Annotated in this window: 15 protein-coding genes; 8 read left to right on the top strand and 7 right to left on the bottom strand. The window is 60.8% G+C overall.

The annotated features are described in order from the left end of the window. Positions 1–5 precede the first annotated feature (5 nt). Positions 6–173: a CBS domain-containing protein gene (locus ACF0H7_RS12330; protein ID WP_397453885.1), complete on the top strand. Its 168-nt coding sequence runs from the start codon at positions 6–8 to the stop codon at positions 171–173. A gap of 262 nt (positions 174–435) precedes the next feature. Here ACF0H7_RS12330 and ACF0H7_RS12335 read toward each other — a convergent pair whose 3' ends face one another. From ACF0H7_RS12335 to ACF0H7_RS12345, 3 genes are read right to left on the bottom strand one after another with little or no spacing between them, the layout of a single operon-like run. Next, positions 436–1,251 (bottom strand): sulfite exporter TauE/SafE family protein, encoded by an 816-nt coding sequence (locus tag ACF0H7_RS12335; RefSeq protein ID WP_397453029.1) that lies wholly within the window; start codon positions 1,249–1,251, stop codon positions 436–438. Next, positions 1,248–2,540: an FAD/NAD(P)-binding oxidoreductase gene (locus tag ACF0H7_RS12340; protein WP_397453030.1), complete on the bottom strand. Its 1,293-nt coding sequence runs from the start codon at positions 2,538–2,540 to the stop codon at positions 1,248–1,250. Before ACF0H7_RS12340 ends, ACF0H7_RS12335 begins: the two co-directional genes overlap by 4 nt. A 29-nt stretch (positions 2,541–2,569) precedes the next feature. Next, positions 2,570–3,454 (bottom strand): MBL fold metallo-hydrolase, encoded by an 885-nt coding sequence (locus ACF0H7_RS12345; RefSeq protein ID WP_397453031.1) that lies wholly within the window; start codon positions 3,452–3,454, stop codon positions 2,570–2,572. Positions 3,455–3,685: 231 nt separating this feature from the next. On the opposite strand from ACF0H7_RS12345, the gene ACF0H7_RS12350 reads away from it, so the two are divergent. Continuing rightward, on the top strand, positions 3,686–5,020 hold the full coding sequence (locus ACF0H7_RS12350; protein ID WP_397453032.1) for a sigma-54 interaction domain-containing protein: 1,335 nt from the start codon (positions 3,686–3,688) through the stop codon (positions 5,018–5,020). Between the two features lie 6 nt (positions 5,021–5,026). Here ACF0H7_RS12350 and ACF0H7_RS12355 read toward each other — a convergent pair whose 3' ends face one another. Next, positions 5,027–5,935 carry a LysR substrate-binding domain-containing protein gene (locus tag ACF0H7_RS12355; RefSeq protein ID WP_397453033.1) on the bottom strand — a complete coding sequence of 303 codons (909 nt, stop codon included), beginning with the start codon at positions 5,933–5,935 and terminating at the stop codon, positions 5,027–5,029. A 100-nt stretch (positions 5,936–6,035) separates the two neighbouring features. Here ACF0H7_RS12355 and ACF0H7_RS12360 point away from each other — a divergent pair, with 100 nt between their 5' ends. Genes ACF0H7_RS12360 through ACF0H7_RS12370 form a run of 3 tightly spaced genes read left to right on the top strand, consistent with a single transcriptional unit; the run spans position 6,036 to position 8,330 of the window. Next, positions 6,036–7,052, top strand: coding sequence for an aldo/keto reductase (locus ACF0H7_RS12360; protein ID WP_397453034.1), 1,017 nt, complete (start codon positions 6,036–6,038; stop codon positions 7,050–7,052). Between the two features lie 27 nt (positions 7,053–7,079). Next, the gene (locus tag ACF0H7_RS12365) at positions 7,080–7,877 is read left to right on the top strand and encodes an SDR family NAD(P)-dependent oxidoreductase (protein WP_397453035.1); all 798 of its coding nucleotides are present in this window, start codon (positions 7,080–7,082) and stop codon (positions 7,875–7,877) included. Between the two features lie 39 nt (positions 7,878–7,916). Beyond that, positions 7,917–8,330, top strand: coding sequence for an SRPBCC family protein (locus ACF0H7_RS12370; RefSeq protein WP_397453036.1), 414 nt, complete (start codon positions 7,917–7,919; stop codon positions 8,328–8,330). 2 nt (positions 8,331–8,332) lie between these two features. On the opposite strand, the gene ACF0H7_RS12375 is transcribed toward ACF0H7_RS12370, so the two are convergent. Then, positions 8,333–9,250, bottom strand: coding sequence for a LysR family transcriptional regulator (locus ACF0H7_RS12375; RefSeq protein ID WP_397453037.1), 918 nt, complete (start codon positions 9,248–9,250; stop codon positions 8,333–8,335). 131 nt (positions 9,251–9,381) lie between these two features. On the opposite strand from ACF0H7_RS12375, the gene ACF0H7_RS12380 reads away from it, so the two are divergent. Both ACF0H7_RS12380 and ACF0H7_RS12385 read left to right on the top strand, forming a co-directional pair. Beyond that, complete coding sequence (locus tag ACF0H7_RS12380; protein ID WP_397453038.1) at positions 9,382–10,053, top strand: glutathione S-transferase family protein; 672 nt, start codon at positions 9,382–9,384, stop codon at positions 10,051–10,053. 69 nt (positions 10,054–10,122) lie between these two features. Then, on the top strand, positions 10,123–11,046 hold the full coding sequence (locus ACF0H7_RS12385; protein WP_397453039.1) for an alpha/beta fold hydrolase: 924 nt from the start codon (positions 10,123–10,125) through the stop codon (positions 11,044–11,046). 89 nt (positions 11,047–11,135) lie between these two features. On the opposite strand, the gene ACF0H7_RS12390 is transcribed toward ACF0H7_RS12385, so the two are convergent. After that, positions 11,136–11,300 (bottom strand): hypothetical protein, encoded by a 165-nt coding sequence (locus tag ACF0H7_RS12390; protein WP_397453040.1) that lies wholly within the window; start codon positions 11,298–11,300, stop codon positions 11,136–11,138. A 19-nt stretch (positions 11,301–11,319) separates the two neighbouring features. Next, complete coding sequence (locus ACF0H7_RS12395) at positions 11,320–12,231, bottom strand: LysR family transcriptional regulator (RefSeq protein WP_397453041.1); 912 nt, start codon at positions 12,229–12,231, stop codon at positions 11,320–11,322. 86 nt (positions 12,232–12,317) lie between these two features. Between ACF0H7_RS12395 and ACF0H7_RS12400 the strand changes: the two genes are divergently transcribed. Further along, entirely contained in the window at positions 12,318–13,613 is a 1,296-nt protein-coding gene (locus ACF0H7_RS12400) for an MFS transporter (protein ID WP_397453042.1), read from the top strand. Positions 13,614–13,653: the final 40 nt, after the last annotated feature.

The raw sequence follows: 13,653 nt of genomic DNA on the forward strand, positions 1-13,653 counted from the left end.
TGCCGATGGACACGTCACTGGAGTCGGCGGTCAAACGGCTGATGGAGGCCAATCTTGATGAGTTGCTGGTGATCAACCGCCAAGGCCAGCCTGTAGGGCAACTGACGCTGAAGTCGATCATGACCACGATGGTCAGCTCTGCGGTCAGCAAGCAACCTGAAACGGTTTATTGAGAGAAATGACCGAGACGTGCGCCATCGCCGGGGTGTGTGCTGCGCTCTTGATTTTGATCTTTGCGCTCCAACTGACGGAATACACCTATCGCCCCGTTCCCAGCAGGCCGAACGCAGGTCCTGTTCCGGCGTGCCCCCGGAACAGGACCGGAGAGAGGGCAGTCCGAGCCTAAGCGAGGACCCGTAATCTACTGGTGTTTGCAACGCGACAGCGCAGCGTCTGGACGATCGGGGATCTATGATCAAAGGTGCTTGTTGCGTATCAGCCCAGCGCATTTCCCGCCAACATCAGCGCCGCAATAACACCCACCACGGCAAACAATTGTTGCAAGCGAGGACCCGCCACGTGGTGCGCAACTTGCCGCCCTGCCATCAGGCCAGCGACGGCGCCCACCGCAAATGGCACACCCACCGCCCAGTGCATCACGCCCGCCATGCTGGCCGTGATCACGCTACCGGTCGACACCAATGCGATCACTGCCAGCGAGGTGGCGACGATGCTTTTCATGTTCAGATCGGTGTAGCGAGTCAGCGCGGGAATTATCACGAAGCCGCCACCCACACCGAGTAATCCGGAGAGCAACCCGGCGAGCATTCCGGTGAAGGTCAGGGCGCGGGCGCAGGGCAGGGTCCAGCGCAGGCGGCCCTGCAGCGGATTGAGCACACACGGTCGGCTTTCTGCGCGGGGTGCGGGCTTGCCGTGGTGCAGTTCGCGAGTGGCGATCAGGAAAATGCGTACGCAGGCAACGACCATGACTACGGAAAACCCCAGTGCCAGCGGGGTATTGGGCAGACGATGGGCCAGCCACAGACCCAGCGGCGCGATCACCACGCCGATGGCCGCGATGTAGCACGCGGCCCGATAGCGCACGATGCCTTGACGTAAACCCAGCAAGGCACCGACCGCTGCCGCGACACCGACCGCCAACAGCCCCACGGGTGCGGCTTGCACTATTGACAGGCCCAGGCCAAACACCAGCAACGGCACCGCGAGAATCCCGCCGCCGGCGCCGGTCAACGCCAGAATCAGGCCGATCACGGCGCCGAGCCCGGCGCCCAAGAGCATGTGCTCACTCATTTGGCCACGCTACCTGCCACCAATGTCGGGCGCGCCAGCCATTCGCGGCCCTTGAGCATGCAGCGCCAATACAGCGGCGGCAGAATCCGTTCCTTCAACCACCAGGCCAGACGCGTCGGCTTACGTCCGTCCAGCAGCCAATGGGCGAAGCTGGGGGCGAGTTTGCCGCCATAGGTGAATTCGGCGAGCACGATTTTGCCGCGCTCGACGGTCAGCGGGCACGAGCCATAACCATCGTAGTGCGCCAGGTCCGTTGAGCGCCCGAGTGCGGTCAACACGTTATGGGCCACCACCGGCGCCTGCTTGCGCGCTGCGGCAGCGGTCTTGGCATTGCTGGTGTTGGTCACATCGCCCAACGCATGGATGTTGGCGAAGGCGCGGTGCTGCAAGGTGCCCGGATCGACGTCAACCCAACCCGCCGCATCCACCAGTGGGCTGGCGCGGATAAAGTCAGGGGCGACTTGCGGCGGCACCACGTGCAGCATGTCGAAATCGCAGAGCAGGGTTTCCGTGCTGCCGTCCGCCAGCTTACGCGCGAAGGTGGCTTTTTTCGCCGGGCCATCGACTTCGATCAGGGTGTGGTTGAAGTTCAGGTCCACCGCGTATTTGTCGATGTACTTCATCAACGCTGGCACGTAATCGGCCACCCCGAACAGCACCGCTCCCGCATTGAAGAACTGGGTTTTGACCTGCGCCTGACGGCCGGTTTTCAACCAGTGGTCGCAAGACAGGTACAGCGCCTTTTGCGGGGCGCCGGCGCATTTGATCGGCATTGGCGGCTGGGTGAACAGCGCCTTGCCTTGTTTCAGTTCCTGCACCAGTTTCCAGGTATAAGGCGCCAGGTCGTAGCGGTAGTTCGAGGTCACGCCATGGGCGCCGAGGGTTTCATTGAGGCCCTTGATCGCCGACCAGTCCAGCTTCAGGCCAGGGCAGACGATCAGTTGCTCGTAGCCCACCACGCGCCCGTCGGCCAGCACCACACGGTTGGATTGCGGAGAGAAAATAGTCACCGCCTGTTTGATCCAGTGCACGCCCCTGGGTATCAGCGAGGCCATGCTGCGTACCGTTGATTTTGGCTCGAACACGCCGGCACCGACCAAGGTCCAGCCCGGCTGATAGTAATGCGCATCGGCGGGATCGATCAGGCCGATGTCGAGTGTGGCGTCGCGGGCCCGCAGGCTCGACGCCACGGCCAGTCCGGCGGCGCCGGCACCGATAATAAGGATTTGATGGCGCGTTGCAGCCGCTTCGGAAACGGCAGCATCAGACGATGAAGTACGGGAGCGCATGTCAGCAATTCCTGGAGGAGTAGGCTGGTTCAAAGGGTATTCAACGGGATTTTCAGGTAGCGCACGCCATTGTCTTCCGGCTCCGGCAATTGCCCGGCACGCATGTTGACTTGCACCGAGGGCAGCATCAGTACCGGCATGTCCAGCGTCGCGTCACGGGCTTCGCGCATGGCGACGAAAGCATCCTCGGCGATGCCTTGATGGATGTGAATGTTGTGCTGGCGTTGCTCGGCGACGGTGGTCATGTATTGCAGTTCACGGCCGTTGGGCAGGTAGTCGTGGCACATGAACAACTGGGTGTGGGCGGGCAGGGCGAGGATCTTGCCGATGGAGCGATACAGCGTGCGCGCATCGGCGCCGGGGAAGTCACAGCGCGCAGTGCCGTAGTCGGGCATGAATAGCGTATCGCCGACGAAGGCAATGGTCTGGCCGTGGACCTCGACCAGGTAGGTCATGCAGGCCGGCGTATGCCCAGGGGTGTGCATCGCCCGTGCGCTCAGCGTGCCGATGGCGAAGCGTTCATCGTCGGCCAACAGCACGTCGAATTGCTTGCCGTCGCGGGTGAAGGCCTCCGGCGCATTGAACAAGTCGCCGAACACCTGCTGAATCACGGTGATGTGGTCGCCAATCGCGACCTGTCCACCGAGTTGTTCTTTCAGATAACGGCCGGCGGACAGGTGGTCAGCGTGAACATGGGTTTCGAGAATCCACTGCACCGAGGCGTTCAACTGGCGAACCCGTTCGATCAAGCGGTCTGCCGAATCGGTGCGGGTGCGGCCGGAGTTGGGCTCGTAGTCGAGCACACTGTCGATGAGTGCGCAGTGCAGGGTGGTGCGGTCCATGACCACATAGCTGACCGTCCAGGTCTGGCTGTCGAAGAAGGCCTCAACGTAGAGCGTGTCACCGATGTTCATGAGCGGTTATCCGGGGTAAGCGTGGCGGCGATGTCTGGCTAGGTATGTCAATAAGTGTGCCAGTGCTTTCCGGGTTTTAGTATTTATTAAGTTATTGATTAATAAGTATTTAATAAATACGGCTGGCAGTGGTATGACAGATAGACTGCCACATTTGGCAGTTGACTGGCAGTCAGTGGCAGTTAATGGCAGAGTGGCACTCCCGGATTCATCCACTCAGCAGGAACCGCGATGGCCACCGCGCCCGACGACATCAATTCCCGGATGCAAGCCTTGGTCTCGTACCTAGAGCACGATGTCCAGCCCACCATCGTGCTGGACGTCCACTACAACATCGTAGCTGCCAATTCGGCGTATCAGCGCCAGTTTGGCGTCGCTGGCAAGCCGCATGTCGGCGAAAAATGCTATCGGGTCTCCCACCAATTCGCCGTGCCCTGCGATCAGGCCGGCGAGCATTGCCCGATGCGCAAAGCCCATGACAGCCGGATGCCCGAGCGCATGCTGCACATCCACCACACGCCGCGTGGTTCGGAACATGTGGACGTTGAGCTGCGGCCGATCGTTGATGACCGCAACGTGGTGATCGCCTATGTCGAGCGTTTGCAAAGCGTCGCCGTGGCCTCGGCCCAACCGCAGCACAAAGGCCTGGTCGGACGCGCGCCGGCGTTCAACGAGGCATTGACCGCCTTGCAACGGGCCGCGCCGTCACAGATACCCGTGCTGCTGCAAGGTGAGTCCGGTACCGGTAAGGAGTTGTTTGCCCGCGCCTTGCACGCCAGCAGTCCGCGGGCCAATGGTCCGTTGGTGGTGGTTGATTGCACCGGGCTGACCGAGTCGTTGCTGGAGAGCGAGCTGTTTGGCTACGAGAAGGGCGCGTTTACCGGCGCGTTGCAACGCAAGACCGGTCTGGCGGAAATGGCCCATGGCGGTACGCTGTTTCTCGACGAAATCGGCGAAGTGCCGTTGGCGATGCAGGTCAAGCTGCTGCGGATGATCGAGTCGGGCAGCTTTCGCCCAGTGGGCAGTTTACGCACCGTGCATTCGGACTTTCGGTTGGTGTCGGCCACCCATAAACCGCTGAAGGAAATGGCCGCCGCCGGCAGCTTCCGGCAGGACCTGTATTACCGAATCAGCGCCTTTCCGATTCGCCTGCCGTCGTTGCGCGAGCGCAGCGAGGATTTGCCGTTGCTGATCGACAGCCTGTTGCAGCGCATGGCCCCCGGCGCGGCGCCACGCGTCGACCCGCCTGCGATGAAGTTGCTGACCCTGTACACCTACCCCGGCAACATTCGCGAACTGCGCAATATCCTCGAACGCGCGCGGCTGTTTACCGATGACGGGGTGATTCGCAGCAAGGATTTGCCGGTCGAGTTGCGTCATCCCGCGAAGGAACAAGCGAAGGCGCGCGGTCGTGCGGGCAGTGAGCTGGAACAGCTGGCGCATGCGCTGGCGGTGTTCGATGGGCCGCGCAGTGAACTGGCCAGGACGTTGGGCATGAGCGAACGCACGCTGTATCGGCGGTTGCAGGCGTTGGGGGTCAGAGAGGGCCTGGTGTATCAGGTATGACGCCCATCACTGCTCCGGGCGAGTGGCAGCCCCGTCGATCAACACATGGCGGAAAGTGGCGACCAGCGGCCGCAGGTTGATCCGATGCCAGGCCGCCCACAGCGGTGTGGTGTAGAGCAGCCACGGCAGTTCGCGCAGGACCACGCCGGCGGGGGCGTTATGCCTCAGGCTTTGCTGGATCATGCTCAGGCCAAGTCCGGCGGCAACCAAACCTAGCGCGGTCAACGGCTCGCTGGCTTCCAGGCGAATATCCGGATTGAAACCGGCTTTCACGCAGGCTGAGACGAAGTCGTCGTGCTTGCCGGTGCTCTGCCGATGTGCGACCGCGATCCATTCTTGTTCGGCCAGATCGTCAGGTTTGAGTTCGGCGAGTTGCGCCAACGGATGCTGGTCAGGCAGGGCCAGCAACATAGGGTCATTCAACACCCGTGCGCTGTCCAGGTCGGGATCGTCCTCGGCGGGTGGTTCGCTGACCAGCGCGATATCGAGACTGCGTTGGCGCAGGCCTTCCAGCTGTTCCGTGGAATTGAGGCTGTACAGCGCGATGTGCACGCCAGGCCTTGAACTGCGCAGGGTACGCAGGGCCTCGGGCAGCACCCCGGCGTGCATGGCGTTCTCGATATAGCCGATGCACAGCCCACCTTCTTCGCCACGACCCAAACGGCGGCCAAGGGATTCCAGGCGATTGGCGTGGGTCAGGAAGGCACGGGTTTCGGCAAGGAAGGTCTGACCATCGACAGTCAGGCGAATGCGTTGCTGGCTGCGTTCGAACAGGTTCAGCCCCAGGCGTTCTTCCAGTTGCGCGATCTGCCGGCTGAGGGGCGATTGCGAAATGTGCAGACGCTCTGCGGCACGGCCGACGTGCTCTTCTTCGGCGACCACCACGAAGTAGCGGAGTTGGCGTAGATCGATCATGTGAGACCTTGGAGGACTTAAGTTTGGCAAATTATGTCTTGGACGGTCAGAACCCTGCAACCTAAGATTTGCCCATTCCAACCTTCCCTAAGGATTCAACATGAGTATCAAAGACAAACTGCACGGTGTTCTGGGTTTTGGCACGGCGCCCCTAGGCAACATGTTCCGCGCCATTCCCGAAGAAGAAGCGGCGGCCACCGTCGAGGCCGCCTGGCAACAAGGCGTGCGGTATTTCGACACCGCGCCGTTCTATGGCTCGGGCTTGTCGGAAATTCGGCTGGGCGCGGCGCTGGCCAATAAACCGCGTGATGAGTACGTGCTGAGCAGCAAGGTTGGCCGGGTGATTCTGGACGAAGTCGAGGACGTCGCGGCCCGTGATCTCGGGGAAAAGAGCGGCGTATTCGAACACGGCCGGCCGAACAAAATCGTCAACGATTACTCGGCGGACGCCACCCTGCGTTCGATTGAAGACAGCCTGAAGCGCCTGCAGACCGACCGCCTGGACATCGTCTGGGTCCACGATATCGCCCAGGACTTTTACGGCGATGAGTGGCTGGAGTACTTCAACGTGGCGCGTAAAGGCGCGTTCCGGGTGCTGACCCGTCTGCGTGAAGAGGGCGTGATCAAAGCCTGGGGCCTGGGGGTGAACAAGGTCGAGCCGTGCGAACTGACCCTGGAGCTGGCCGAAGCCCAGCCTGATGGTTTCTTGCTCGCCGGTCGCTACACGTTGCTGGACCACGAGCGGGCGTTGCAACGCTTGATGCCGGCGGCGCTGGCACAGAACGTCGACATCGTGGTCGGTGGTCCCTACAGCTCCGGCGTATTGGCGGGTGGCGCGCACTTCGAATACCAGAAGGCGTCCGCTGAGGTCCTGGCCAAGGTCGAGCGAATCAAACGCATCGCCGCGCGGTTCAGCGTCGACGTCAAAGCCGCTGCGTTGCAGTTCTCGCTGGCCAATCCAGCGGTGGCCGCAGTGATTCCCGGTGCCAGCCGTCCGGGACGAATCGCCGAAGACATCGCCGCCATCCAAGCGGTTATTCCGGCCGAGTTCTGGCAAGCGTTGCGGGATGAAGGGCTGGTGGCCGGCAACGCGCCGCTGCCGCTAAACGCCAAGTAACGCTGACACCCATTCAAGAGGTTATTTATGCATATCGATCTGTCGAACAAAACCGCGATTGTCAGTGGCTCCACCGCCGGCATTGGTCTGGGGATCAGCAAGGGCCTGGCGCAAGCGGGCGCCACCGTGGTGGTGGTCGGGCGCCAACAGCAGACAGTGGATGAGGCGATTGCCTCGATTCTTGGCGCGCTGCCTGAGGCCAAGGTGCGCGGCGTTGCTGCGGATCTGGGCACTGTGCAGGGCGCTGAAATCTTGTTCAACGCCGAGCCACACGCTGACATTCTGATCAACAACCTCGGCATCTTTAACGAGGTCGACTTCTTCGACGCACCAGACAGTGAGTGGCAGCGCTTCTACGAGGTCAATGTGATCTCCGGCGTGCGCCTGGCGCGGCATTACGTGCCGGGCATGGTCGAGCGCAAATGGGGCAGGGTGGTGTTTATCTCGTCCGAATCCGGCATGGCGATTCCGGCCAACATGATCAACTACGGCGTGACCAAAAGTGCCAACCTGGCGGTGTCCCACGGGTTGGCCAAGCGTCTGGCGGGAACCGGCGTGACCGTCAATGCAATCTTGCCTGGCCCGACCTTCACCGATGGCCTGGCGGCGATGCTCAAGGACGCCACCGCCGCTTCCGGACGCAGCGCTCGCGAGGAGGCTGATGCCTTTGTCAAAGTGGCGCGGCCAAGTTCAATCATCCAGCGCGCGGCGGAAGTGGATGAAGTCGCCAACCTGGTGGTTTACATTGCATCTCCATTGTCTTCTGCCACCACGGGTGCGGCATTGCGTGTTGATGGCGGTGTCGTCGATAGCATGGCTATATGAATTTCGTTTTTACCCATGAATTTTATTAGGAGCGTTACCGTGGCAACAGCATCCGCAACGATTGAAATTTCAGCGACCGCCGATCAAGTCTGGCAACTCATGGGCGGCTTCGATTCACTGCCGAACTGGCTGCCATTGATTGTCGAAAGCTCGCTGAGCGAAGGCGGGCGCGTGCGTCATCTGAAAACCGGCGATGGCGCGGCGATTGTCGAACGCCTGCAAACCTTCGATAACGCGGCGCGCACTTACACCTACTCCATCGTCCAAGGTCCGTTTCCGGTGACGGACTACCTGGCCAAGGTCGAAGTCCACGAAGCCGCAAACAATAAGGCGTCGGTCACCTGGTCGGGCAGCTTCACGCCGGTCGGCATCAGTGACGCCGAGGCCCGCGAAATATTTGGTGGCGTGTATCAAGGCGGCCTCGGCGCGCTGAAGGCCAACTTCCCGGGCTGATCTCAGAAGAACTGATCACTGCCCTGCACCAGGCGGGTGGCCAAGTGGCTCTGCTTGAGCTTCTCCAGCCACCATTGCAGGGCGCGTCCCTCGTGATCCCCGCGCCAGCCGACGTACAAAATGTTCGGTTCGCGGGGATCCGCCATCTGTTTTTCCACCAACGCGCCACTGCTCAGCAATGAGCCGACCCGATGCCGGGGCAGCCAGCCGACACCCAGGCCATCGCGCTGGGCGAGGATCTTGGCACGCATGGTCGGCACCGCCAGCACCGGTTGCCCGCCCGACACGCCATAGGTCCGGCCTTCGGTAGCGCGCGATGAGTCGGCAACCACGATCGCCCGGTGTTGCGTCACCAGCGCACGCTCGATCGGCTCCTTCGCCTTGGCCAGCGGGTGTTTCGGCGACACGGCAAACACCCAGTCCATCACGCCCAGCTGAAACCAGCGCAGGGTCGGGATCGACGGCGGTTCGTTGGTGGCGCCGATCACCAGATCGGCCCGGCCATCCAGCAGCACTTCCCAAACACCTTTCAATACTTCGTGGGTGATGCGCAACGGCACGCCGGAGTTCAGCGTGTCGAACTCGCGGATCACCGGGAGCAGGGTGTCGAACTCCAGCAGCTCATCGGTGACGATCCACAGCCGACTTTCCCAGCCATTGGCTACCTGTTGCACGCGCTGAGTCAGGCGCGAGATGTCCTGCATCAGCCGCGCGGCTTCCTGCACCAGCAGCTCGCCGGCCGGGGTGAGCTGCAGACGATAGCGGCGGCGGTCGAAGAGCAGGGCGTCGAAGCGTTCTTCCAGTTGCCGGGCGGCGTAGGAAATGGTCGACGGCGCTTTACCGAGGCGCACGGCAGCCTGCGACAGGCTCCCGGTCTCGCGGATGGCATCCAGCAGGGCGAAATCTTCGGCGGATAACATGTTCCATTCCTTCGAACGATTAGAGCGAAATCATGGTACGTCATTCGAACGAGACGCGTACATCATCGGTTCCAGCTTAACGACCCACGGCGCACAACCCGCCGACACTCATCGAACCCGAGGCCGACACCATGAAATTCTTTTTCCACCCTTCGCCTAACCCAATGAAAGTCGCACTGTTGCTGGAAGAGCTGCAAACCCCCTACGAACTGATCGCCGTCGACACCTTCAAAGGCGAGCAGCACAGCCCGGCGTTCCTGGCGATCAACCCGAACGCCAAGGTGCCCGCGCTGAGCGACGGCGAAGTCAATATCTTTGATTCCCACGCCATCCTGCTGCACCTGGCACAGAAATCCGGGCGCTTCATGCCAGCCGCTGGCCAACAAGGCGAAATGCTCTCTTGGCTGATGTTCATCGCCACGGGTCTGTCGCCGTTTTCCGGTCAGGCCGTGCACTTCCTGCACCACGCTCCGGAAGCCATCGCCTACGCTCGCAACCGTTACCTGAAAGAAGTCGAACGTCACTACGCCGTCCTCGACCAGCGCCTGGCCACCTCGCGTTACCTGGCCGGTGACGACTACAGCATTGCCGACATGGCTTTGTGGGGCTGGGCCAACTACGCCGGTTATGTCCTCGGTGAAGCCGGCCTGACCGGGTACCCGAACGTGAAGCGCCTGTTCGACGAAATCAGCGCGCGTCCGGCGGCGGCCCGCGCTCACGGCCTCAAGGAAAAGCTGGTGCTCAAGGCCGAGTTCGATGAAGAAACCCGTCGCGCCCTGTTCCCACAGAACGAAGCGGTCTGATTTGACTCATGCAGGCCGGCCCAGCCTTGGGTTGGCCTACATTCAACCCACACCTTTGAGGACATTGCCATGCTCAAGCTGACCGCATCACTGATCGCCGTTTCGTTCGCCGCTGTGTTTGCTGCAGCGCCAGCCTCGGCAGTCACCGCGTTTCCCGCCAGTTTCAAAATCGAAGACATCAACACCAACGGCACCACGCTGCATGTTCGCGTCGGCGGCCACGGCCCAGCCGTGGTGCTGCTGCATGGCTTCGGTGACACCGGCGACATGTGGGAACCGCTGGCCAAAGAACTGGCCAGCGACCACACCGTGATCGTGCCCGACCTGCGCGGCATGGGCCTGTCCAGTCACCCCGAGGGCGGCTACGACAAAACCACCGAAGGTCAGGACATCGCCAGCCTGCTCGACGCCCTGAAAGTCGACAAGGTCGACGTCGTCGGCCACGACATTGGCAACATGGTCGCCTACGCCTTCACCACTCAATATCCACAGCGCGTCAGCCACCTGGTGCTGATGGACGCGCCACTGCCCGGCATCGGTGCCTGGAACCAATTCCTCCTCAGCCCGGATGTCTGGCACTTCAACTTCCGCGGCCCCGACGTCGAACGTCTGGTAGCAGGCCGCGAACGCATCTACCTCGATCGCTTCTACAACGAAATGTCATATGACCCAGCGAAGATCGACGAACAAACCCGCCAACACTACGCCGACCTCTACGCTCAACCCGGCGCGATCCACTCGGCCTTCAACCAGTTCGCGGCGTTCTCGCAAGACGCCAAGGACAACCAGGCGCGCTTCGCCAAAACCGGCAAGTTGAACATCCCGGTGCTGGCGGTCGGCGGAGAGAAATCGTTTGGCGTAGGTATGCAGACTTATGCTGAGGCGGCATTTACCAATGTGAAGGGTTTGGTGGTGCCAAAAGCAGGGCACTGGATCATGGAAGAACAGCCGGAGTTCATCGTTCCGCGGATCAAAAGCTTTTTGGCGCAATAGCGCGCGGTCGTTGGGCTTTACGAGCCCTTGATGACTACCTTGGAAGCAACCTGGCCAGCACGCTGTCAGCGTCTGGCCGGGCCAAGAGTTCAGCTGAGCAGACGGCCGTACCCAAGCTGGGCGTGGCGCACGCCTGCTACGCGCAAGGCGTTCCACATCATGGCTGATGCGGCCGAAATCACCGGCTTGCCCAAGTCGTTTTCCAATGCCTGTAGAGCATCCAGCGTCGGCATGCCGACGCCGCTCAGAAACAAGGGTGGTCAGAACGGGAGGTCACAGTGTTCCTGTCTGGGCCGATCTGATGACTTCGATCAGTTGTCTTAATCCAGGGTGGACCTGTCGCCGGCTGGGGTAATACATCACCATCGGTTCACTCGTGGCGGCCCATGACGGCAGTACCACCTCCAGGCGCCCCTCAGCTATTTGCTGTGCTACGCGAAGCTCCAGGCAGTAAGCGAGGCCCAATCCATCCATGGCGGCTTCTAGGGCGATATCCGTTTCATTCACCGTGAGTGGGCCGGGTACATCGATTTCACAAGCATCGTCCCCGGTACCGAGTTCCCACTTGTAGATGGAGTTATCGCCAATACGAAGTCTTATACATTCGTGCTGCAATAGATCCTCCGGTTTTTCCGGGCGCCCGTGTCGTTCCAGGTACAGCGGGGAGCCCACAACAATCCATTTCAAAGGTTTGGTGAGTGGCACGGCTACCAGATCCTGCGGGACAGTCGCGCCGTAACGTATGCCAGCGTCAAAGCCTGCCTTGACGATGTCGACCATGTTGTCATCGACAATGATTTCAAGTTTGATATCGGGATAGGTCTGGCAAAACTGGGTCACAATCGGCCCCAGCAACAAACGCGAGGCGTCGCGGGGCACATTGATTCGCAATCTTCCCATAGGGGCATTGCGATATTGCTCCAGTTCGCCAATGGCCGTTTCTATTTTCCCGAATCCTTGTTCCAGGCCTTCTACCAGCGCACTGCCGGCAGCCGTCGGCACCACGGAGCGACTGGTGCGATTGAGCAATTTGACACCTAACCGATTTTCCAGATTACGCATGGCATGGCTGAGGGCTGACGTTGAAACGCCCAGCTCCGCCGCCGCGAGACGAAAACTCCGGCGTCGGCAGATGACTGAGAACACATTCAAATCAGCCAGATTGGCTCTGGATAATGCAGGCATGAGGCGAGTTCTCGTGACGGGTTCGGGAAGACGCACAGGGTGGCGTCTCATCGGTTCGTTGAATTTTATTCAACGATACGTGCGTTATGATCATGTTGCACGTGATCGTTGAATCCAGCCTTTTGTTTTATCCAATCCCGCGAGTGTCTATGTCCCACGTTGAAAACAATCTGCTTGAGTCCTCAGGCAATGAGATCGCGTCGCCCAAGCAAAGTCGCACGAGTCAACTTGCTATCTTGGCCCTTGGCGTGGGTGGATTTGCCATTGGTACTGGCGAATTCGTGATAATGGGTTTGCTGCCTGATGCGGCAAAAGACCTCGCGGTGTCCATTCCCGAGGCTGGCCACCTCATAAGCCTCTATGCACTGGGTGTGGTTATTGGTGCTCCCTTGCTGGCCGTTGCGGGGGGGCAATGGGCTCGACGTAATTTTCTGATTGGACTGATGGCGGTCTTCGCGATCGGCAACTTTGCCAGTGCGTTGGCACCTTCCTATCAGTCGATGCTGGTTGCTCGTCTGCTGACCGGCTTTCCGCATGGCACCTATTTTGGTGTGGCGGCGCTGGTCGCTGCGGGTTTGGTAGCGCGCGAACGACGAACGCAAGCGGTAGCCATGGTGCTGATGGGCCTGACCCTGGCAACGTTGTTTGGTGTACCGGCAACGGCGGCGGTGGGGCAGTGGTTGGGCTGGCGGACCGCCTTTATGATCGTAGGCGTCATAGCGCTGCTGGCTGCGGTTCTGATCTGGCGATTCGTGCCGTACGCTCCGGGCAATCGATCGTCCAGTCCTCTGCGTGAGCTGTCAGCGCTCAATCGCAGTCAGGTATGGCTGACGCTCCTCATTGGCGCTATTGGTTTCGGGGGGATGTTTTCGGTCTTCAGCTATGTAAAACCGACCATGATAGAGCTGACACATTTGCCCGAGGCGGTAGTGCCGATTGTGCTGGCTTTATTCGGTGCAGGCATGGTTGTCGGCAACCTCATCGGCTCCAGACTCGCCGACCGGGCGCTCTTGCCTACGATCGGTGGAGTGCTGGTCTGGGCGATTGCGGTTTTGACACTGTTTGTATTCACCGCCAGCAACCCATGGCTGGCTCCGATCAATGTGTTTCTGGTAGGCACGTTGATTGCCCTGGGTCCTTGTTTGCAAACTCGCCTGATGGACGTTGCAGGTGAAGCCCAAACGCTGGCAGCCGCCTTGAACCACTCGGCCTTCAACGCGGCCAATGCGTTGGGTGCATGGTTGGGTGGGGTGACCATTTCCGCCGGTTTTGGCTGGGCCTCGACTGGCTGGGTGGGCGCACTGCTGGCCTTGGGAGGGCTGGGTGTGTTTGCGGTTTCCATGGTGTGGGCGAACAATAGGGACAATCGCGTGGCGGTGTGAGGGGGGCGATATTTCTATTTCAATATGGCTGATAACACCG

This window comes from Pseudomonas sp. NA-150, from assembly GCF_044336365.1.
Lineage (GTDB): Bacteria > Pseudomonadota > Gammaproteobacteria > Pseudomonadales > Pseudomonadaceae > Aquipseudomonas.